Source organism: Rothia sp. HMSC066G02 (assembly GCF_001813145.1).
In the GTDB taxonomy this organism is placed as follows: Bacteria; Actinomycetota; Actinomycetes; order Actinomycetales; family Micrococcaceae; genus Rothia.
This window is the reverse complement of record NZ_KV811597.1, coordinates 281,756-302,407: the sequence shown is the minus strand read 5'-3', so window position 1 is coordinate 302,407 and position 20,652 is coordinate 281,756. Positions and strand designations below refer to the sequence as shown.

The following is a 20,652-nucleotide window of genomic DNA, read 5'->3' as shown; positions in this document are numbered from 1 at the left end:
CTCGCTTCGCTTCGGGCACCCTGATGTCGCTTCAGGAAGGTACACGCACCTCCTGCCCTTGACCATAGACAGCACAAAGGGACGGTATTATCCTCGCTCGGATAATACCGTCCCTTTTTGTATGCGTTTAGCTCTGCTGCGCCAGGTAGTTCAACAGGGTCGCGGTCAGCTCCGGGTCATGCGCCAGTGCCGTGCCGTTCAGATGAGTTACCGGCGCAATCAGACGCACCGACGACGCCAACCACACGCCGTCCGACTCGAACAAATCCTGCGGGTAGAGCGGTCCGAAGCCCAGCTCCCAGCCGGCCTGGCGTGCCGCCTCGAACACCGCGCCCTGCGTGGTGCCGGGGAGGATTCCGTGGCTCGGCTCAGGCGTGTATAGCACCTTCTTGCCGTCCTCAATCTTGGCAACCAGCACCGAGGAGGTGGCACCCTCCAGCACGCGACGCTCGTCAGTGATGAAGATAGCGTCATCCGCGCCGCGCTCCTGCACGTATCGCAGGACCGCCATGTTCACCGCGTAGGAGAGGGTCTTCGCACCCGCCAGCAGCCACGGGTAGGCGCTGTTGTCCATCGGCTCGTGGCCGCGCGGCAGCAGCATCGCCTTCACGCCTTCGGTGCGGCGCTTCACGATGGAGGAGGGCACCGGCGACGCCATAATCAGCGTGTACGGGCCCGGCTGCATGGAAGTCACCGCCTGGGTGGGGCCACGCGAAATAATGATCTTCACGATGTGCTCTTCACCCAGCGCAGTCTCGGCACCGGCGGTCGCCTCACGCATGAGGCGCTCCACCGCCGAACGCAGAATCTCGGGTTCCGGGTCGGGCAAATCCAGCATACGCGCCGACGACTCGAGGCGGGACAGGTGCATGCCGAGCTTACGCACGCGGCGGTTGACGGACAGCATGGTCTCGAAGACGCCGTCGCCGCGGGTGAAACCCTGATCATCAACGCTGATGAGGGGCACGGACGGGTCAACGAAGATGCCCTGCGGGTTCTGCTCGTTCAGAAGAATTACGGTACTAGACATAGTTTTATTGTACGTTCGCATGCCTGGCCGGAGGGGGAAGACAGTGCTCGCCCTCGTTCCTACAGGGGCAGATACGCGAGGCACGCAGAAGGGGCGGTGCTATCCACGCTCCTACAGGGGCACCCGTCCTCGCTTCGCTTCGGGCACCCTGATGTCGCTTACGGATATCACCGCCCCTCCTGGGCATACGCACAGATATGTACTTATGAACGGCTAGTGACCCGCCGCCGGAGCACCCTGACCTTCACCAGCACCGTGGCTCAAACCGTCAGCCGAGTAGTCCGAATCCTTACGCGGCGTAGTCCACAGCACCAGCGCCGTCAGGACCGCGAAACCCAGAATGGAGAAGCCCATCGGCAGGTACTCATGCTCACCGGCAAACGACACCAGCGGCGCCGCCAACGCACCCAGCATCGCCTGAACCGTACCCATCACCGCCGAAGCACTACCCGCCATGTGGCGCGCCTCGTTCAACGCCAACGCCGAAGCATTACCAAAAATCAGGCCGCACGAGCTGGTCAGCAGGAACAGCAGAACCAGCGTCGGCACCAGCGAAATACCGACAAGGAAGCTAACCACCAGCAGCGAAGACACCACCAGCAGGCTAACCACGCCGACATTCACAATGCGGCGCTGCGCCACACGACCCACCAGCTTCGTTGCAATCGCACTGAACAGCACAATACCAATCGAGTTCACACCGAACACGATCGTGAACTGGGTTTCGGACAGGCCCAGAATCTTCTGTAGCACAAACGTCGAACCGGAAATGTACGAGAACAGCGCACCAAACGCGAAGCACATCGTCAGCATGAAACCCAGGTAGCGGCGAATCTTGAAGACCTTCGGTAGCTCCGAGTACACGCTCAAGGCGGTGCCCTGGTAGCGTTCCTCCACCGGCAGGGTCTCCTTAATCACGAAGATCACGCCGAGCATCATGATCGCGGTAATCACGCCCAGCACATGGAAAATATCGCGCCAGCTACCCCACGACAGTACCCAGCCACCAAACAGCGGCGCAAGCACCGGCGCGAAGCCGTTAATCATCATCATGACGCCCATGAGCTTAGCGGTCGCCAGACCCTCAGTCGTGTCAGCCACGATAGAACGCGCCAGCACCGCACCAATCGAACCGGTGAAGCCCATCATGAAACGCGCAAAAATCAGCAGCTCAATATTCGGCGCGAAACCACACGCCACCGTCGCAATAAAACAGATGACCGCACCGATCAGCAGCGGCTTGCGGCGGCCCGTCTTATCCGACAGCGGACCCACGACCAGCTGGCCGAGCGCCATACCCACCATGAACGCGCTCAACGTCAGCGATGCGTTCGTGCTGGTGGTGTTCAGGTTCTCAGCGACTGAAGGCAGCGCCGCCAGGTACATGTCCGTGGCAAGCGGCGCGATAGCGGTCAGTAGCGCCAGAACAACAATGAAAAGGGGCGATAGCCCGAAGGAGGTCTTAATCGACTTCGAAGACATTAGTCTTAGTTTTTCTTTCTGTGTGATGCGCGTGCAACGGCGCCTGCGGCTCTACAAGACGTGGATGCGGTGGTACCGCCCCGGGGGATGAGCTTGCGCAGGCTGGAAGCACAACTTGTTCACGGTAGCAGAATCGGGGGTGGCTTCGTAAGTTAAACGTTTGATATTTTTTTGAGCTGGGTTGGGAGGGCTTGGGGGAAGGTGCGTAGAAGGAGGCGGTGTTCTCCACGCTCCTACAGGGGCACCCGTCCTCGCTTCGCTTCGGACACCCTGATGTCGCTTACGGATAACACCGCCCCTTGAGCCGTTTGCTTTAGTTTGCTAATCAGCAACCCCAAGCCCATGCAGAAATATTTGAGAAATATCCTTGAGAAGCATTGCTAGGCCCAACCGCATAACTTACGTTGGTCATACCACGCGATACGACCGGAGGGACAACCTCAGATGCGCAACCACTATTACAAATATTTGCTATGTATCCTGCTGCTCATAGCTTGCGTCTTGCTCGTAATCCTCGCTGTGCTTTCTAACAACCACCCGGGTAACGAAAAAGACGGCACCGCCTCCACGCACGCGCCGAGCAATACCTCAACCTACTGGGATAAAGACCGCATGGAATCCGCTAGCCCGGCTCCCATGCCCGAGTAAAACAGCGCCTGAACAAAACTGCCTCTGAATAGCCGTAGGGCCCAATACTTCGAGATACACAAAGCATTGGGCCCTACTGTCTTGTAGGCGGCTACTACTGCGCCGCGCTGTCGTAGATGAAGTCCACGGTCGCGTAGTCCTCCGGGATCTCGGCGAGCAACGCCTCCTCCTGCGCCGCCCAGCGTTCCCAATGCGGGCGGAACGTGTCACCGTCACGAGCCATGGCGCGTTCGTGGCGCACTTCGTCCGGGGCGGTGGCGAGAATACGCACCTCGCAGGCGCCAGCAATCGCGCCGACACCCTCACAGATGATGACCTGCGTAGCCGCCGGGTCGACGGTGCGCACCTCACCGGGGGTGCCCGCCTCCCAATCCCACGGGGTGTAGGTTCCGGCAATACCTTCGGTCAGCTGCACGGATAGCGCGTCCCACGCCTCCACGCCATCGAAGAGGCCGTCCCAGCCGGGGTAGAAGTCGTCCAGGTGCAGCACGTGCACGCTGTGGCCGGCGGCGGTGAGCTCCTGCTCAAGCTGCGCGGCGAGGCTGGTTTTGCCGGTGCCGCTGCGGCCGTCAATGCCGATAATCAGCGGGATTTGTGCGAAGTCCGCGAGGAACTGCTCACGGAATTCGGCGAATTCGGCGGTGTCCATGTCAAAGTCGTTGCCGATGCCGTGCTCCAGGCGCAGCATGTCTTTGCAGAGCTCCAGGATTTCGGCGGTGCCGGTGACGCGGCGGTTCTGGTTCAGGGGGATACGCTGGCTCACTGGGCGTCGCCTTCCTGCTTGAGGTGGTTGATGAGGCCGCGTGCGGCGGCGTCAATGAGGCCGGTGGTGTACACGAAGTCGCGTTCGCTACCGTACCAGGGGTCGTAGATGCCGAGCTGGTCCAGATGGGTGGTGGTGACCTTCGGGTCGAAGCTGCGCATCATACGGATTTTGGCTTTGTCGTCCTCGTTGCGGGCGAGGGACTTGAGGCGCAGGTAGTGGGGTGCGTCCATGGCGAGGATGAGGTCGTTGCGGTCGAAGTCCTCGACGGTGAAGACGCTGGCGTGGTGCGCGGACGGGTCGATACCGCGGGTGGCGAGCTGCGCGGCGGCGCGCGGGTCGATGCGGTTGCCTTCTTCTTCGTTGCTGATGCCGCTGGAGGTGACGGTGACGGGCACGCCGGCTTCTTGGGCGTGCTGGCGGATGAGGTATTCGCCGACGGGGGAGCGGCAGATGTTGCCGGTGCAGACAGTCATGATTCGGTACATGGTTCTAGTGTATCGGTGGGGTGGCGGGCATGGCACAGCCCCGCTGGATCAGAGGACATGGGCGGGGCTGTGCTGGTGAGCTACCCAGGACGCGATTTCCCGGCGACAGAGGTAATAGAGAGTTTTACTTCGCAGGGTCGCTTATGCGGATGTATTTCTTGCTTTCTTCATTCCATGAATCTGGGCTGAAAACTACTGTCCCGAGAGGGATTCTGAAGGTTTTACCGTCGAGCGTTGCATCACCAGGGTTAATAGGCTGACTTCTGGAATGAACAGAGAAGTTGCTGTCTGCCCAATTGATTCGGTTAGAGAATCGGGCAGCGCTGGAGTCATCTGCAAATATGGGTGCATACTTTGCGAAATATGAGTCCTTGAAGTCTGCGTCTCCACTGAACTCTGCGCCCCAGAAGTTTGCCCTTTCGGAGAACTCCGCGCCCCCGAAGTCTACGTTTCCGGTGAAGGTTGCCTTGACGAAGTGCGCGATGTCGCGGAAAAGCGTCTCGCCGAAGCGCGATTCGTGATTGAAGGTCGTTTCGCCGAAGTATGCTCCCTTGTTGAAGATTGCCTTGCTGAAGTGTGCTTCGTTGTTGAAAACCGTCTCGCCGAAGCCAGCCAATTTGTTGAAGGTCGCTTCGCCGAAGTGTGCTTCGTTGTTGAAGGTTGCCTTGTCGAAGAGCATGATTTTGTTGAATTTCGCCCAGCTGAAGTTTGCGTTTTGGGCGAAGGTCGCCCAGCTGAAGTTTGCGTTTTGGGTGAAGGTCGCCCCGCTGAAGCTCGCGTCTTGGGTGAATTTCGCCCAGCTGAAGTTTGCGTTTTGGGTGAAGGTCGCCTTGCTGAAATCCGCGTTTTGGGTGAAGGTCGCCCCGCTGAAGTCTGCTTTGCTGTAGAACTTGGCAGAAGAAAAATTACCTTTCTCAATCGTGAGGCTACTGAGAGAATAGAAAATGGGAGCTCGGCTGAAATCGAAATCAAAGTCACTCCAGATTCCTGGAACGGTTTCGATTATTTCACCCTTATCATTCTTGGTGAAGGTACTACTGCGCTTGCTCATCTCAACGAAGATAGTGCGGCGTACGTCCTGTTCTTCGTGGAACTTTGCATAGTCTGTGGTGATGTCTTTAGGTTTTTCGTATTCATCAGAATCTTCAAAACGCTTAATCAGAATCTGGAGCCGTAAAGACTCTTCTTCGCTGAGCTTCCCGGATTCTGATTTCTGGAGCTTTTCTAGTTCCTTGTGGGCTTCGTATTCTTCAATTTTTGCCGCCAGTGGGAAGGGGGAACGAATATAGGAACAGAGGTTATTGATAATAACCTGTCCTTCTTCGTTCTGTTTATCTTTAGTGAGGCTATCGTCCGCAAGCCATTCATCGGCCAAGCCCACAAGTGTATAGATACCGCCCAAACGGACAGCTGCTTTCTCGTTTGCTAGTTGCTCTACAGCCTTGGTGTAGCGGCTTCGGCGTTCCGCATACACCTGACGGGTATGATCGTTTTCGTTTTTCTCTTTTTCCTGGTTATTCTTTCGGTGAGTTTCACCAAGAGTAATGACACCTAGAAGACCACCGGTGGTGTAGAGGATGAGCTGCCGAAGAACTGGACCGTCATCGTCCTTTCCGAAACCGGAATTGAGCGCGATGGGCAAGAGAAAAGCTAATGCTCCGCCGAAGATGGCGATTGCCCCAATCCAGCTGTAGAACCGGGGTATTTTTGTCTTTAGCTGTGTGAAATGTGCAACGAGTAAGAAGATGACAACTAAAACTGCGCATATGCCAAGTAGCCACCAGGCCCCCGTCGAATCTAAATGCATGTGTCTAGTTCTCCTATCTACTTTGAGAGGAACGGTCACCATTCAGCATAGTGCAAAGTGGCCTGCAACGAGTCATCCTTGAACAGACGTGAAGACCCCGCCGACGTGGTTCGGCGGGGTCTAAAAAATACAAAGATGACTCTGCAAATATTTATATGGGGTTACTTATGTGTGCACTTCCCTGTTTCCCAGTCGTAATTATGTTTAGAATCGTCATATTGCTCAATTATGTAATTTTCTTTTAAGTTTATATAGCTTTCTAATGGAGTGTTGGGGAAAATTTTCCCATCTTCTCCAACATGTACGTAGCTTTTATTTTTAGAATTGTATTCGGGGGAGAAGATATGTATGGATGAATCTTTTGAATCTGCAACAATCCCAAATGCTATAGACTCTTTATTTAGATCCTTCTGGGAAAAAATGCATGAATATGCGCGCATTGGATTCATGGCATTGGGGCCTGTTGCGACAATGGATTCACCCATTTGTATGGCCAATGTGGGTAATAAAAATTTTAGGGACAAGATGGACAATAGAAAGACTAGTGTAGATATTAGCCCTTTACCTGTTAAGTTGAATGTTGTGACTCTCTTTAGCAGCTCATATTTGCTTGGTGGTGTTGGGGCGAGAATTCTTGTCTGTGCAAATAAAAATGTGGTTGTCGTAAATAAATGTATATTTGTTGCGTAGCTATCGGGTAGCATGAAACGAAATGTTAGTGAAGCTGGAATTCCCGTGAGGAGAATGATGCATGCAGTATTCAGCGTTGCGGAAGTGCACGTATTTAGATCCTCGCTCCAGCGGCTTGCCGTCTTGAGGAAAGAGGGGTGCTGCCATGGATGAGAAATTTTTAATGCAAGCAGGGGAACTAGTGATAAATATAGGATAAATAGAATCATGAGAGTAGCAGATATCATTCGGTATTTATCTTGAGAGAAACGAATCGAAGTTATCCCAAAAGCTTGGCTGATGTTGTTTTCGAGAGCCCAAATATAATAACTTAGTGTAAGGATAAAAGATATTGATATCGCGATAGGCATCATTGTTAATATGGTTTTTACATAATTTGTTACTGATGGGCTATTATTTGTGGAATTGTTCTTTTCTGGGATTCCTTTGTTGGCTTGAGGGAATTTACCTTTGTGGCTAGCGTGATTCTTGGTGGCGTAGTGGAGCCCTTTTGCAAGTGTTGCGAATGGTAGTATTGTGGAAATTGCAATTAGTGTTATAAATGTTGCAAGATTAATTTTATTGAATTCTGGGAATATTAATATAAGGCATACTGCAAGTGGGGATAAAATGGAAGCTGCTAAAAATTTTAATTCAGATAAAATGGCATTCTTTGTGTTTATTGCACTTATTTGGTCGGCAGTCTTTTGTGTATTGTGGGGAGGGGGTGGAGTAGAGTTACTATCTTGCAATGCAATCTCCTGCTTAATTTGAAAGGAATGGTCACCTTTTAGCATAGTGTAAAACTTTCTGACCTGTGCTTCTATCGGTCACAAACAAAGACCCCACCACATATTCACGTGGCGGGGCCTCTAGATATTACTGCACAGGCTCACTGACGCGGGTGTACTCCTGCTGCTCTTCGTCCCAGGAGTCCGGGTCGTACAGCACCACACCGACAGGGAGAACGAACGTTCTATTAAGAAGTTTCGCCGTGCCGCAACTGAAACCGTGCGGGCTCTCGGGACGTGCCTCGAACAGGTAATCCTGCGGATCCGCCTGTGCCGAGAACCGTGCCCTCTGCAGCCGCCTATCCAAAGCCTCAAAGGACGGCTTAACATACATGAAGCTAGTCTGCCTGAAATCCGCGCCATGACCGAACGTCGCATCCGCGAAGTAGGCGCCCTCAAAGCTCGCCCCGTTGAAGCTCACCTCCCGCGCGAACGTCGCCTTGTAGAAGCCGACATGCGCCGTGAACGTCGCCTTACTAAAGTCGGCATCCTGCGCGAAGGTCGCGTTACCGAAGTTCGCTCGCTGCGGGAAATCCATCTCATAGCGCGTCCTCGGAAGCGCAATAAAAGACGCCCGGCTGAACGTGGCGTCGCCGTCGAACCGCGCCCCACCAAAATCCTCGTACTGTGTGAAGGACGCCCCGCTAAAGTCCGCCGCGCTCGCAAAGCGTACGTTGCTGAACATTGCGGACTGCTTGGTGGCTATACCGGCAAAGCGCGCGACCCCGCCGAACAGCGACTTGGAGAACACCGCCGGACGGTTGAAGACGGACGCGGCGAAGTGCGCTTCATCGTGGAACGTGGAGGCGGTGAATACTGCCTTTCCGTCGAAGGTGACCGCCGCGAAGCTGGCTATGCCCGCGGTGTTCAAACGTGAGAAGTCGGCATCGGACTCGAAGGAGGCTACCGCGAAGTCAGCCGCAGCCGAGAAGACCGCGTCTGAGAAGTCGGCCTCGCCGGTGAAGGTTACGGTTGCGAAGCTTGCCGCGTCCGCAAAATGTGCCCCGCTGAACTCTGCCGCGCCCGCGAAGTGTGCGGCGCTGAACCCCACCCAGTCGGTGAAGTTCGCGCCGTGGAAGGATGCGTCAGTGGTGAACTGTGCTGCCGAGAAGCTGGTGTCACCGTGGAAGGTTGCGCCGGAAAAATCCGCCGGGCCGTAGAAGGTTGCGGAGGCGAAATCGGCGTTCTGAAAGTATAGCTGCCGTAGCGGGTAGAAGATGGGCGCACCACCAAAGTCGAAGCGTAGGTCAGCCCACATGGGCGATATTGGCGGCACCGTTTGCTGGTTCTCTCCGTTGTCTTTCTCGGGGCTTTCGGCAACGGCGGCGAGGCGGCGGCTGAACTCCATGAAGACCGCGCGGCGCACCAGCTGCTCTTCGCGTAGTGCCTCCTGATCGCGCGTAAAGTCGCCTTCGTACCCTTCGGGGGCCTCGTCTGATTCTAGGACCTGCCGTTTCTGCGCGAGGGGGTAGGGTGCGCGGATGCACCCGGTTAGCGCGTCGATAATGGTTTGGGCTTCTTCGCGGCGTACCTGCTCGGGGAGGGAAGCGTCGGTGAGCCATTCGTCTACGAGGTTCGCGAGCGTGTACACCCCGCCGAGGCGTACGGCGGGCTGCCCGTCGAGGAATTGTTCGAGAGCGTGCGTGTAGCGTTCGCGCCGCCCGGCCTGCTGGTTGCGTGCTGGGGTGCTTTTGCGTTGCCGCAGCGCAGTTAAGAGTTTGTTGAGGTTCATGGGGGTGTGCCCTTCCTGCTCCGGTGCTGGCTTATATCCAGCATAGGGGAGAGCCCCGACCTTTGCGCTCGCGGTGGCATAGAAGAATTCCCCACCATGTTGTAGCGCTCATGACGGGGAATTCTGCCTATTATTTATGGTTGTTGAGAATCCGCGTAAATTTCAGGTGTTTCTGGGTTAATAAAATCAAAAAGTATGCAATACCTTGGTATTGTGAATTCTTGGTTGTTTAAAATAATTTTTACAGATTCGATAGGGAAGCTTCCTTCCCTCACATCAAAATCAGATTTACGACGAGCAACTTTGGTTGAGAATCTTGCCTTACGTAATGCAAAGTCATTAGTAGGGTCAAAAGGAGATTCTTGGGTCAGAAATTGTGACTTGGTGAAAATTGCTGATTCATTAAAGGTTGTTCCCGCTAAATTTGTGCTTCCAGTAAATGTAGCATTGGAGAAATCTGCATTTTTAATAAAAGTAGACCCCCCAAATTCTGTTCTGTCAGGAAACGAAGGGGTTTTAATGATACTTAAATCTTGAAAGAAATTGGAATCTTGAAAACGAGCTGGTCCGTGAAATGTTGTTCCAACAAAGTGGGTTATACCCCGGAATGTTGCGCGTTCAAAATTTGCATTCACCAGAAATTCTGCAGATATAAAACTTGTGGTTCCTGTAAATATTGAGTCATTAAAGCCCCCAAATGGGAATTGATTTTTAATTTTCGAATAATTGAATTTCGCATCAATAAACTCTGTTTTATAGAAGCTGCACTCGGTGAATTTTGCACCTTCAAGATTTGCATCCATAAGCTTTGCATCTTCGAAGCTTATAATAATTTTCTCTTCGGGGGTGAACTTTGAATTTTTTAGATTGGCATTATTGATTTTTGCCTTGATAAAGGATGAGTCAGAGAATTCTGCTCCCTCGAAATTTCCGTCCGTAAATTCCGTGTTCTCAAAGTCTGCAAATTTCTTAAATGAAGAACCTTCGAATATGGCCTTTCCTGCAAATAGGGAGTTTTTGAAAATCGATTTCTTGTGGATAGTATTTGAAAAATCTGCGAGTGATTTAAAATGTGCGTTAGAAAGGTTCAGAGTATAGAAAAAAATTGCTCCGTGAAAATCGAATTCATACTTTGACCAAGGACCTTCAAGGGGCTTTTTATTAATGTCTAAGCCATTGCTGAGCCTGTCTTTTATGGATTTAATAATTGCTTCACGGACTTCACGTTCCTCTTCTAATATTCGATAATTTTCACTGTAATTATTTTTTGTTTGAATAGAATTTATCGCGTCACTAGAATTTTCTGTGATGTGCGCTAAAGGAAAAGGGGAACGTATGTATGTACAAAGTATTTCAATAATATTCTGGCAATTTTTGTCCTTTTTCTCAACGGCGACATTCTCGTCTTCGAGCCATTCATCAGCTAAATTAACTAGAATTTTTACAGCCGCTGCTCGAGAAGCAACCCCTCCGGTATCAAGTTCACGGGAAGCCTTTGCAGCTAAATTTTCACGTGCAATATATTTATCGTTGACGTTTTTATCTTCTTGGATATTTATTTGCTGTTGAATTAGCGATGCTTCATGATTATTTTTTTGGGATATAAAGAAAGGGGAAAACAATGCGGCTAGCGCAACTAAAACGTTAAAAACTTCCCCGAGGTTTCCAATGAGCTCTGTCTTATATAATATACTTGATGTAAGTGCCGCAAGGGCTGTATAAATGGCTAGTATTTTTAGCGGATTTTGATTTTTTATTATTTTCGAGAGTGTATATGTGGAATATAATATAAATGTTGAGCATATTACTCCTACAATGAGGGCTAGGTCTTTTAAGTTTTTAAGATTGGAAGCTTTTGTTGCATTATTTGCTGCATTGTTAACTTCATTGAAGTGTAGGTAGGCAACAAATAGAAAAATAACTATTCCCAATGATGTTAAAATGCTAGATAGTATAAGATGAAACGTCAATTTCTTTGAATGTTTATTCTTGTTGGGATGGGGGAGGGGGTCTGGTCCGGACAACGGGTTCTCCTGTCTACTTTGAGAGGATATGGTCGTATCCAGCATACGGCAGGCTGGTAGCCTCAAGCCACAGGTGAGGGTTGAAGAATTGCGGGTCGGACAAGCAGAGATACCTCTATAGAGCGAGCGATGGAGCTTGCACACAGGTCTCTATATAAGAGGAACGAATCTCTGAGATCTCAGGGCAGGTGCCCGTAGTTGGGATGTCTGCGCGAAGCGCACCCCTAGCAACGCCGCTAGAGGCCTAGCCTCCAGGCCTAAAAATCGCGCCTAAAAATCACCCCGCACACCCTATATAAGGGTGCGCCCAGACCATCTTCCGACACCTCTCGCACCCCAATTTTTCGGGTTTTCACCCCTTTTTTTAAAGATTTTTAAAAATTTTTTTGCCCAACTAGCCCGCCCATGTCCGCCGTGGGCTGAATCGCCGCGCCGAGCCCTCGCGTCACTCAAAAACCCCGAAATTTCGCGGTAAAACCGCCCATCCGCGCCCCAAAATCGCCCCCAAAACACCCCTCCAGAACCCTGAAAAACCCACCCCTCACGCCACTCCACACAAAAAAGTTGAGTAAAGTTCGCTCAACTCTATTGACACCCCAGCCAGGGGAGTGCATACTTGAGTACATGAGGCTCAAGGAGTCGCGCAGACCACCCCACACGGGGCGGCACGCGCAGCACCGACCGCCTCCAAAACTTTCAAACTAACCCGCCTCGCATTAGAAGAAGCGGGGCACTAACACCTAAGGAGTGAATAAACATATGGCACGTGCAGTAGGTATTGACCTCGGTACCACCAACTCGGTCGTAGCAGCACTGGAAGGTGGCGACCCGGTCGTCATCGCTAACGCAGAGGGCACCCGCACCACCCCCTCCGTCGTCGCATTCTCCAAGGACGGCGAGGTTCTGGTCGGTAGCGTCGCAAAGCGTCAGGCAGTGACCAACGTCGACCGCACCATCTCCTCCGTCAAGCGCCACATGGGCACCGACTGGACCACCGAGATCGACGGCAAGAAGTACACCCCGCAGGAAATCTCCGCTCGTATCCTCATGAAGCTGAAGGGCGACGCAGAGGCATTCCTGAACGACACCGTCACCGACGCTGTCATCACCGTCCCGGCATACTTCAACGACGCTGAGCGTCAGGCAACCAAGGAAGCCGGCGAGATCGCAGGCCTGAACGTCCTGCGTATCGTCAACGAGCCCACCGCCGCAGCACTGGCATACGGCCTGGACAAGGGTAAGGAAGACGAGCTCATCCTGGTCTTCGACCTCGGTGGCGGTACCTTCGACGTCTCCCTGCTGGAAGTCGGCAAGGACGACGACGGCTTCTCCACCATTCAGGTTCGCGCAACCAGCGGTGACAACCGCCTCGGTGGTGACGACTGGGACCAGCGCATCGTCGAGTGGCTGCTCGCACAGGTGAAGGCAAAGACCGGCGCAGACCTGTCCAAGGACAAAATCGCTCTGCAGCGTCTGCAGGAGGCAGCTGAGCAGGCTAAGAAGGAACTGTCCAGCGCAACCAGCACCAACATCTCCCTGCAGTACCTGTCCGTGACCCCCGAGGGCCCCATCCACCTGGACGAGAAGCTGACCCGCGCAAAGTTCGAGGAACTGACCCACGACCTGCTCGAGCGCACCAAGAAGCCCGTGCTCGACGTCATCAAGGAGGCCGGTGTGTCCATCTCCGAGATTTCTGAGGTCATCCTGGTCGGTGGCTCCACCCGTATGCCCGCCGTCGCTGAGCTCGTCAAGGAGCTCACCGGCCGCGAGCCCAACAAGGGCGTGAACCCCGACGAGGTCGTGGCAATGGGTGCAGCACTGCAGGCAGGCGTTCTGAAGGGCGACCGTAAGGACGTTCTGCTGATTGACGTCACCCCTCTCTCCCTCGGTATCGAGACCAAGGGCGGCGTGATGACCAAGCTGATCGAGCGCAACACCGCAATCCCGACCAAGCGTTCCGAGACCTTCACCACCGCAGAGGACAACCAGCCCTCCGTGACCATTCAGGTCTTCCAGGGTGAGCGTGAGTTCACTCGCGACAACAAGAACCTGGGTACCTTCGAGCTGACCGGCATCGCCCCCGCACCCCGTGGCGTGCCCCAGATTGAGGTCACCTTCGACATTGACGCAAACGGCATCGTGCACGTCTCCGCAAAGGACAAGGGCACCGGCGCTGAGCAGTCCATGACCATCACCGGCGGTACCTCCCTCTCCAAGGACGACATCGACCGCATGGTCAAGGACGCAGAGGCACACGCTGAGCAGGATAAGGCACGCCGCGAGGCTGCTGACACCCGCAACGCAGCTGAGTCCGTCGCATACTCCGTCGAGAAGCTCCTGAAGGAGAACGGCGACAAGCTGCCCGAGGACGTCAAGACCTCCGTTCAGGGCGATGTCGACGAGCTGAAGAAGGCACTCGAGGGCGACGACGACGCAGCAGTGAAGTCCGCATTCGAGAAGCTGCAGGCATCCCAGTCCAAGCTGGGCGAGGCACTCTACGCAGCAGCTCAGGCTGAGGCATCCGAGTCCAAGCCCGCCGCTGATGAGGACGTTGTCGACGCCGAGGTTATCGACGAAGACGAGAAGAAGTAATCATGGCTGAGCAGGAAAACACCACCCCCGACCCGCTGGAGGAGGCATTCAACGCCCCCGCAGCGGAAGGCCACCCCGAAGCTGAATCGGTCGAAAGCCCCGAGGAAGCTGCGGAAGCCGTCGAGGCTGAGCTCCAGGACGCCGTAGAAGCAGAATCTGCTGATGCGGCACTCGCCGCGGAGCGTCTGGACTCCCTGCTTCGCCTGCAGGCCGAGTTCACTAACTTCAAGAACCGCACCGCCCGCGAAAAGGAGCAGCTGCGAAACTTCGTAATCGGTGACCTGGTCGGCGCACTGCTGCCGGTGCTCGACGATATCGACGCCGCACGTAAGCACGGCGACCTGCAGGAAGGCCCCTTCGCCTCCATCGCTACCAAGCTCGAAGAGCTGCTCGGCAAGCAGGGCGTGGAGCGTTTCGGTGAAGTAGGCGACGCCTTCGACCCGAATATCCACGAAGCTGTTCTGCAGCAGCCCACCGACGAGGTGGCTGAGGATCATGTCTCCATGGTTCTGCGTTACGGCTACCGCGTGAACGACCGTGTGGTTCGTACCGCGCAGGTGGCTGTGGCTGTCGCACCGTAAGGTGGTCGGCTCAGCATTGGCTGAATAACTAACGACGGGCGGGTGCTCTCCCTGGTGGGGGAGTGCCCGCCCTGTTGTTTGCCTGGGCTGCTGGCTTGGACTGTTCGCCCGGTGCGCCTGTTCTGCCGGGGTTGTTATACCCGGTGTGTTGGCGCGGGTTTCGGCGAGCTGTGGTGGCGGTTAAAGGCTTGTAGGGGCGCTATTTTTTTTGGCTCAGCCCTTTCAAAATTGAGTCAAGTAGACTAAACTTTTATATAGAGCATTAAGACAAGCACGCGGTGCCCCTGCAAGCCGTCCCGTAACCGAGGAGGGCGGCGCATCACCGCAGAAGGAGAAACACAACATGGCAAGTGAAAACTGGCTAACCGACGACTTTTATAAGGCACTGGGTGTCAGCGAAGACGCAAGCGAAAGCGACATCAAGAAGGCGTACCGTAAGCTCTCCCGCAAGTACCACCCGGACCTGAACCCCGGCGACGCCGCAGCAGAGAAGAAGTTCAAGGAAATCTCGGAAGCATACGACGTGCTCTCCGATAAGAAGCAGCGCGAAGAGTACGACCAGATTCGCCGCTACGGCGCATCTGGCATGGGCGGATTCGGAGGCGGCGGCTTCGGCGGTGGCAGCTACACCGGCTACCCCGGCGCGGACGCATTCGGCGGCTTCAGCAACGGCGGCGCAGGCATCAACATTGACGACCTGCTCGGCGGCCTCTTCGGCGGTAGCGCAGGCGGCTCCCGACGCTCCGCAGGCTTCACCAGCGCCGACTTCGGCGGCATGGGCGGTGGCGGTTTCGGCGGCGCACAGCACGCAGCCCCCGAAGAGAGTACCACCAGCACCCGCATCAGCCTCGCCCAGGCATACACCGGCGCGACCGTGACCGTGTTCCTGCCGGACGGCTCCCACACCGAGGCACGCATCCCTGCAGGCATTAAGGACGGCCAGAAGGTCCGCCTGCGCGGCAAGGGCCTGCGCGGCGGCGACCTGAAGGTCACCGTGCGCGTCTCCGATGACTCCGTGTACTCTCGCGAGGGAAACAACCTGATTATGCGCGCACCCGTCACCCTCGCCGAGGCTGTTGACGGCGCAGTGATCGAGGTGCCCCTGCCCGACGCATCCACCGTGAAGCTGCGCCTGGCACCCGGCCAGGTCGGCCGCCGACTGCGCGCCAAGGGCCGCGGCTTCAAGGCTAAGGGCGGCGACGGCGATCTGCTGGTCATCCCGGAGATTGTACTGCCCACCGAGCTGAGCGCAGAGGCGCAGGAGGCATTCGATAAGTTCGTAAAACTGGCACCGCAGGAGAACCCGCGTAAGGATCTGTTGAAGAAGGCGAAGTAAACCATGGCATCTCGAGAATCATCATCTAAGTCCCGTAGCGGCAAGCCGTTGCACAGTGTGGACCTGCCGGTTTTCGTGATTTCTGTGGCGGCTGAGCTGGCGGGCATGCACCCGCAGACCCTGCGCCAGTACGACCGCATCGGCTTGGTCCAGCCTTCGCGTGCGCCCGGTAAGGCGCGCCGCTATTCGCAGCGTGACGTGAACCGTCTGCAGCAGATTCAGCAGCTCTCGCAGGAGGGCGTCTCCCTGGAGGGTATTCGCCGCATTATTGAGCTGGAGTCCCTCGTGGAGGAGCAGCAGGAGCAGATTGCGGCGCTGCAGCGTCAGGTTGAGGATGCGAAGGTGAAGCTGGGCTTGGCGGAGCGCGTGTTCGCAGCCGGTACCAGTGGCGATGTGGTGCATATTGCTCGCGGTACCCGCCCGGCGCCTCGTCAGCGTTCTTCGGCTGTGGTGTTGTATCGTCAGCATCGCCAGCCGGCTACTGCGGATGATACGAAGCCGCAGCGCTAAACCGGTTAAACCCGCTACACTTGGATAAACGGTTCGGCTGTTCTAGCTCGCTTCTAGTTCATTTGAGCTGGTCAGCCGCCCGCATAGACTTGTGCGTCTTCGTGTATACGCCGCGAGGGAGGGTAGACCCCCGCCCCGCATGCACTTGGACCCACACACAAGGAGGTGAGGCTCCCCGAATGACCGGGGAGCCTCACCTGCTTTTATGGTTAGTTCCTGGTCCTAGGAAAGAGCGCGCTGAGGAGCACAGGGTAGAGTAATAAGCGAATAGCGCATAGGTGGCCCAAAGTTCAGATACAGATGCCATATCCAAGCTAAACTAACGCTAGAAACCGCCCGTAAGAAAGAGGAACAAGCATGTCATATGAGGACAAGAAATCTCAAGAAAATCCCCCTGTCAAGGAGGACTCATTGGGGCTGAACCGGGAAGAACGCTGGCAACTTATCCAGTATTTTAATGATCTGATTAAACACGGCGATTCCAAAATTCAGATGTTGCTGACCGTCCAAGGTGTTATTGTTGCTGCATATGGAGGCTTTATTTCAACGTTCCTCAGCAAACCGAATATTTGGAATCCTGTAACTATATTTTTAAGCGCATTATTTGCTGTATCTGTCGTTGCATCTTTGCTGGTCGGCATAGTTGCCCTGCAACCGTACGTCAAGGAGCACAATGGAGAACCTGCTACGCGTGAAGGACAGGGAAAAGAGAATATCTACTACTACGGGTCATATTCAGACAGTAGGATTCTAGATGGGCTAGACTACGCTACTGCAGAGGAAAAAATGAATTATTTGGGAGCGCAGATTTCAGTCTTAGGCGGTATCGCAACTAGAAAATTTAGAAAAGTATTTTTTCTTGAGTGGCTCGTGTTTTCTAACGTTATTATTCTCATCGCGTCCTTTATCTTTTTCGCTTCTGCCGGGCAGTGAAGCTAAGAGATGTACGTAAGCGCTGAACAGAGTTTACGGTAGATAGACTTGTTGAAACGTTTATCAATCATCCCGTCTAGACATGCATAAGCAGGTGAGGCTCCCCGAATGATCGGGGAGCCTCACCTGCTTTAACGTATAAGTCGCGTACTAACGCTACTCCGCTTACTTGCGGCGGTAGGTCAGATCATGCGCGCGGCGGCCCGCCTCCTGAGCCTTACGCTCAAAGCTGGTGAGAGTACGGCCCTCCCAACGCGGAGCCCAACCACCCAGCGGATCCTCCTCGGTCGCACCGGCGCCCGGGTTCACGTTCTCAAAGTCGGGGTGCGCCTCCAGAACCTCACGCATGACCAGGGCGTACTCCTCCCAGTCAGTCGCCAGACGCCAAATGCCGCCGGGCTTAAGCACGCGCGCAACCTTATCAGCGAACGCCGGGGACACCAGGCGGCGCTTGTGGTGGCGGGACTTGTGCCAGGGGTCCGGGAAGAACACCCACAGCTCATCCACGGAGTTCTCCTCGAGCATGTTGTCGAGCAGCTCGGGCGCGTTCGCCTGAGCCACACGCACGTTCTCCACGCCGGCGTTGCCCATCTTCAGCAGCAGGTCCGCAATGCCGGGGGTGTACACCTCAACGGCGAGGAAGTTCGCCTCGGGAACCTCAGCTGCGCGGTGCACAATCGCCTCGCCCAGACCGGAACCGATCTCGACGACCTGGTATGCCTCGCGGCCGTAAATCTTGACCGGGTCGAAGGTTGCCTCGGGTGCGACGGAGGTGTCGGTGCGCAGGCGCGGGATGTCCAGCACGTGGGTGGGGGAGTAGGTGTCCCACGCCTTCTGGCGGCGCGCGGTGAGGCGGTCGCCGCGGCGGACGAAGGAGTAGGGCTGGCGGAAGAATTCCTCGGGAACCGGCTTCTTGGCCTTTTCTTCGGTGGATTCGGGTGCCTGGCTAGGCTGCGTGTTCTCAGTAGACATACCTAAAAGAATAGCGTAGCGCCGCTACACCGTGCGGTTTCGCGGCGTGTGGGGCTGGCATGACGCTGAACTAGCCGGGCGTGAAACTGAACCAGTCGGGAGTATGCCGGGCTGAGAAACACAGAAATTCAGTACGCAGACAAAAGTGCGGCGGCTCAGGGGTGGTGCGGGGCGTGTTTCGGGTGGAGGCTGAGAGATGTCACAGGCTCGCCCTGTCTCAATCGTCCCGTCTCAAAAATCTGGTGATGTTGTATTCCTTGTACTTGTGTGGGTATGAGGGGGTAAAATTTGAAATTATGCATTCTCTGCATAACCCTATATTGGTGATGCAAGAAATCGGAAGCCCCGCGAAATCGGAGCCCACAAGCCCAAGCGCACCGCGCCGGCTCGGGAAACGCGGGAACCGCCTCCTGGCGCGCCGTTCAGGATTATGCACGAATACCAACCACCCGGACTCGCCCCCGAGTGAAATTTAGGGCGAATCGACGCAGGAAAGAGAAATACGTGACACAGCAGCCAATGCAGCACAACTCCGTCACCGGCCTAGACTCCGAAGCTGAGCACTCCAAGCTCCAGCGCGGACTCAGCTACCGACACATCCAGCTGATCGCAATTGGCGGTGCCATCGGTACCGGCCTCTTCCTCGGCTCGGCGAAGACCATTGCCCTGACCGGCCCCTCCATCGTCTTCGTCTACGCAATTATCGGTAGCGTCATCTACTTCGTGCTACGCGCCATGGGTGAGATTCTGCTTTCGAACCCCAAGTACAAGTCCTTCACCGACTTCATTACCGACATTCTTGGTCTTCGCGCCGGGTTCTTCGTCGGCTGGTCGTACTGGTTCTTCTGGGTGGTCACCGGTATTGCGGACGTCATCGCAATCACCGGCTACGTGCAATACTGGCTACCCGACGTGCCCAAGTTTATTCCTGCGCTCACTGTCATCGTGGCGCTACTGCTGCTGAACCTGCCCTCGGTGAAGAACTTCGGCGAAATCGAGTTCTGGTTCGCCGTCATTAAAATCGTCGCCATTGTGCTGCTCATTGTGGTGGGTGCGCTTATGGTCGCCTTCAGCTTCACCTCGCCCGACGGTACTGTCGCCTCCGTAACGAACCTCTGGGATCACCCCGGCCCCTCCGGTAGCGGCATCTTCACTCAGGGTCTGACCGGCTTCCTGGGCGCCTTCCAGATTGCGCTTTTCGCTTTCGTGGGCGCTGAGCTGGTCGGTGCCGCCGTTGCGGAAACCGAGCACCCCGAACGCACCCTGCCCAAGGCAATTAACGCGGTGCCCTTCCGCATTGGCCTCTTCTACGCTATGCCGCTGCTGACCATCCTCGCCGTCACCCCCTGGGACAAGCTGGATAAGTCCATGAGCCCCTTCGTGGGCATGTTCTCCCTGGCTGGCATTGGTATTGCCGCCTCCCTGGTGAACTTTGTGGTGCTGACCTCCGCGGCGTCCTCGGCGAACTCCGGTATTTTCTCGACCTCCCGCATGGTGTACGGCCTGGCGCACGACGGTGCCGCACCCTCCGCACTGGGCAAGCTCACCAAGAACGGTGTGCCCGCCAACGCCCTGTACCTGACCACCGTGATGCTGCTGTTTAGTCTGGTCATGTTGTATGCCGGTAGCGGCATCATGGAGGCGTTCACCGTGGTGACCTCCGTGGCGTCGATGATGGGTATCTTCACCTGGAGCATGATCCTGATTGCGTACCTGGTGTACCGCAAGAAGTTCCCGGAGCGCCACGAGGCGTCCGCGTACAAGATGCCCTGGGGTATTGGCATGAGCTGGTTTGGTCTGGTCTTCTTCGCCGTCATGGTCTACGCCCTGAGCCTGTACCCGGACACCGCAATCGGTCTGGCGCTGACCCCCATCTGGTTCATTGCTCTGGCTATTGGCTACGAGATTCTGACCCGCCGCCACGCGGCGAAGCGTGCTCGTGCGCTGGCTGTTGAAAACGCTGCTGACAAGGCTGGTCAGAAGTAGTTTCTGTTCTTTCTGTGGCGCTCCGGTAGTGCTGTGTGTAAGCCCCGTTTCTGCATTCTTTGAGATGCGGAGGCGGGGCTTTCGCGTGCCCTCGTGCTTGCCTGTTTACGTTCGAGGCGGCATTTTTTACACCGCTTGATATGACGTGAATAATAGAAACAGGTCACATTTTTGCCGTAAATCCTGTTTTCTTGCACTTAACACCTGTAGAATAACTATCCAAGTAGCTGTGAGAGCTCTCAGAAAAACTCCGCGTCAATCGATAGCGTGACACTTCCGAATGCCGCGCGGTATTTGATAGAGACCCA

16 protein-coding genes are annotated in these 20,652 nt (G+C 55.3%); 7 read left to right on the top strand and 9 right to left on the bottom strand.

The genetic code is table 11. The annotated features are described in order from the left end of the window. Window positions 1-127: 127 nt before the first annotated feature. Window positions 128-1,030, bottom strand: a complete 903-nt coding sequence (locus HMPREF2894_RS07925) for an aminotransferase class IV (protein ID WP_070678702.1) — start codon at window positions 1,028-1,030, stop codon at window positions 128-130. Between the two features lie 213 nt (window positions 1,031-1,243). Then, window positions 1,244-2,539 (bottom strand): multidrug effflux MFS transporter, encoded by a 1,296-nt coding sequence (locus tag HMPREF2894_RS07920; protein ID WP_371325812.1) that lies wholly within the window; start codon window positions 2,537-2,539, stop codon window positions 1,244-1,246. 492 nt (window positions 2,540-3,031) lie between these two features. On the opposite strand from HMPREF2894_RS07920, the gene HMPREF2894_RS09300 reads away from it, so the two are divergent. Further along, complete coding sequence (locus tag HMPREF2894_RS09300) at window positions 3,032-3,160, top strand: hypothetical protein (RefSeq protein ID WP_256388349.1); 129 nt, start codon at window positions 3,032-3,034, stop codon at window positions 3,158-3,160. Between the two features lie 94 nt (window positions 3,161-3,254). Here the strand turns inward: HMPREF2894_RS09300 and HMPREF2894_RS07910 are convergent, their stop codons facing one another. The 6 genes from HMPREF2894_RS07910 to HMPREF2894_RS08970 form a co-directional block, all read right to left on the bottom strand. Then, entirely contained in the window at window positions 3,255-3,923 is a 669-nt protein-coding gene (locus HMPREF2894_RS07910; RefSeq protein ID WP_070678693.1) for a nucleoside/nucleotide kinase family protein, read from the bottom strand. After that, complete coding sequence (locus HMPREF2894_RS07905; protein WP_246827034.1) at window positions 3,920-4,399, bottom strand: low molecular weight protein-tyrosine-phosphatase; 480 nt, start codon at window positions 4,397-4,399, stop codon at window positions 3,920-3,922. The genes HMPREF2894_RS07910 and HMPREF2894_RS07905 overlap by 4 nt, the downstream gene beginning before the upstream one ends. A gap of 136 nt (window positions 4,400-4,535) precedes the next feature. Continuing rightward, window positions 4,536-6,218 carry a pentapeptide repeat-containing protein gene (locus HMPREF2894_RS07900; RefSeq protein ID WP_070678685.1) on the bottom strand — a complete coding sequence of 561 codons (1,683 nt, stop codon included), beginning with the start codon at window positions 6,216-6,218 and terminating at the stop codon, window positions 4,536-4,538. 161 nt (window positions 6,219-6,379) lie between these two features. Further along, entirely contained in the window at window positions 6,380-7,639 is a 1,260-nt protein-coding gene (locus HMPREF2894_RS09055; protein ID WP_141754537.1) for a hypothetical protein, read from the bottom strand. 127 nt (window positions 7,640-7,766) lie between these two features. After that, window positions 7,767-9,410, bottom strand: a complete 1,644-nt coding sequence (locus tag HMPREF2894_RS07895; protein WP_070678681.1) for a pentapeptide repeat-containing protein — start codon at window positions 9,408-9,410, stop codon at window positions 7,767-7,769. A 134-nt stretch (window positions 9,411-9,544) separates the two neighbouring features. Beyond that, entirely contained in the window at window positions 9,545-11,434 is a 1,890-nt protein-coding gene (locus HMPREF2894_RS08970; protein ID WP_168165474.1) for a pentapeptide repeat-containing protein, read from the bottom strand. A gap of 759 nt (window positions 11,435-12,193) precedes the next feature. Here HMPREF2894_RS08970 and dnaK point away from each other — a divergent pair. The 5 genes from dnaK (at window position 12,194) to HMPREF2894_RS07870 (ending at window position 17,386) form a co-directional block, all read left to right on the top strand. Further along, window positions 12,194-14,026 carry a molecular chaperone DnaK gene (gene dnaK, locus HMPREF2894_RS07890; protein ID WP_049341454.1) on the top strand — a complete coding sequence of 611 codons (1,833 nt, stop codon included), beginning with the start codon at window positions 12,194-12,196 and terminating at the stop codon, window positions 14,024-14,026. 2 nt (window positions 14,027-14,028) lie between these two features. After that, on the top strand, window positions 14,029-14,607 hold the full coding sequence (locus HMPREF2894_RS07885) for a nucleotide exchange factor GrpE (protein ID WP_070604418.1): 579 nt from the start codon (window positions 14,029-14,031) through the stop codon (window positions 14,605-14,607). Between the two features lie 343 nt (window positions 14,608-14,950). After that, window positions 14,951-15,943: a DnaJ domain-containing protein gene (locus HMPREF2894_RS07880; RefSeq protein ID WP_005508991.1), complete on the top strand. Its 993-nt coding sequence runs from the start codon at window positions 14,951-14,953 to the stop codon at window positions 15,941-15,943. Window positions 15,944-15,946: 3 nt separating this feature from the next. Next, window positions 15,947-16,453: a heat shock protein transcriptional repressor HspR gene (locus tag HMPREF2894_RS07875; protein ID WP_070678678.1), complete on the top strand. Its 507-nt coding sequence runs from the start codon at window positions 15,947-15,949 to the stop codon at window positions 16,451-16,453. A 357-nt stretch (window positions 16,454-16,810) separates the two neighbouring features. Then, window positions 16,811-17,386 (top strand): Pycsar system effector family protein, encoded by a 576-nt coding sequence (locus HMPREF2894_RS07870; RefSeq protein WP_049337493.1) that lies wholly within the window; start codon window positions 16,811-16,813, stop codon window positions 17,384-17,386. A gap of 165 nt (window positions 17,387-17,551) precedes the next feature. Here HMPREF2894_RS07870 and trmB read toward each other — a convergent pair whose 3' ends face one another. Further along, window positions 17,552-18,358 carry a tRNA (guanosine(46)-N7)-methyltransferase TrmB gene (trmB, locus tag HMPREF2894_RS07865; protein ID WP_005508988.1) on the bottom strand — a complete coding sequence of 269 codons (807 nt, stop codon included), beginning with the start codon at window positions 18,356-18,358 and terminating at the stop codon, window positions 17,552-17,554. A 519-nt stretch (window positions 18,359-18,877) separates the two neighbouring features. On the opposite strand from trmB, the gene HMPREF2894_RS07860 reads away from it, so the two are divergent. Further along, on the top strand, window positions 18,878-20,344 hold the full coding sequence (locus HMPREF2894_RS07860; protein WP_070678675.1) for an amino acid permease: 1,467 nt from the start codon (window positions 18,878-18,880) through the stop codon (window positions 20,342-20,344). Window positions 20,345-20,652 lie beyond the last annotated feature (308 nt).

Coding starts and splice junctions, on each gene's coding strand:
- HMPREF2894_RS07905 (WP_246827034.1), bottom strand. CDS start 4,399: ATGACTGTCTGCACCGGCAACATCTGCCGCTCCCCCGTCGGCGAATAC.
- dnaK (WP_049341454.1), top strand. CDS start 12,194: ATGGCACGTGCAGTAGGTATTGACCTCGGTACCACCAACTCGGTCGTA.
- HMPREF2894_RS07860 (WP_070678675.1), top strand. CDS start 18,878: ATGCAGCACAACTCCGTCACCGGCCTAGACTCCGAAGCTGAGCACTCC.
- HMPREF2894_RS07900 (WP_070678685.1), bottom strand. CDS start 6,218: ATGCATTTAGATTCGACGGGGGCCTGGTGGCTACTTGGCATATGCGCA.
- HMPREF2894_RS07925 (WP_070678702.1), bottom strand. CDS start 1,030: ATGTCTAGTACCGTAATTCTTCTGAACGAGCAGAACCCGCAGGGCATC.
- HMPREF2894_RS07875 (WP_070678678.1), top strand. CDS start 15,947: ATGGCATCTCGAGAATCATCATCTAAGTCCCGTAGCGGCAAGCCGTTG.
- trmB (WP_005508988.1), bottom strand. CDS start 18,358: ATGTCTACTGAGAACACGCAGCCTAGCCAGGCACCCGAATCCACCGAA.
- HMPREF2894_RS07870 (WP_049337493.1), top strand. CDS start 16,811: ATGTCATATGAGGACAAGAAATCTCAAGAAAATCCCCCTGTCAAGGAG.
- HMPREF2894_RS07895 (WP_070678681.1), bottom strand. CDS start 9,410: ATGAACCTCAACAAACTCTTAACTGCGCTGCGGCAACGCAAAAGCACC.
- HMPREF2894_RS07880 (WP_005508991.1), top strand. CDS start 14,951: ATGGCAAGTGAAAACTGGCTAACCGACGACTTTTATAAGGCACTGGGT.
- HMPREF2894_RS07885 (WP_070604418.1), top strand. CDS start 14,029: ATGGCTGAGCAGGAAAACACCACCCCCGACCCGCTGGAGGAGGCATTC.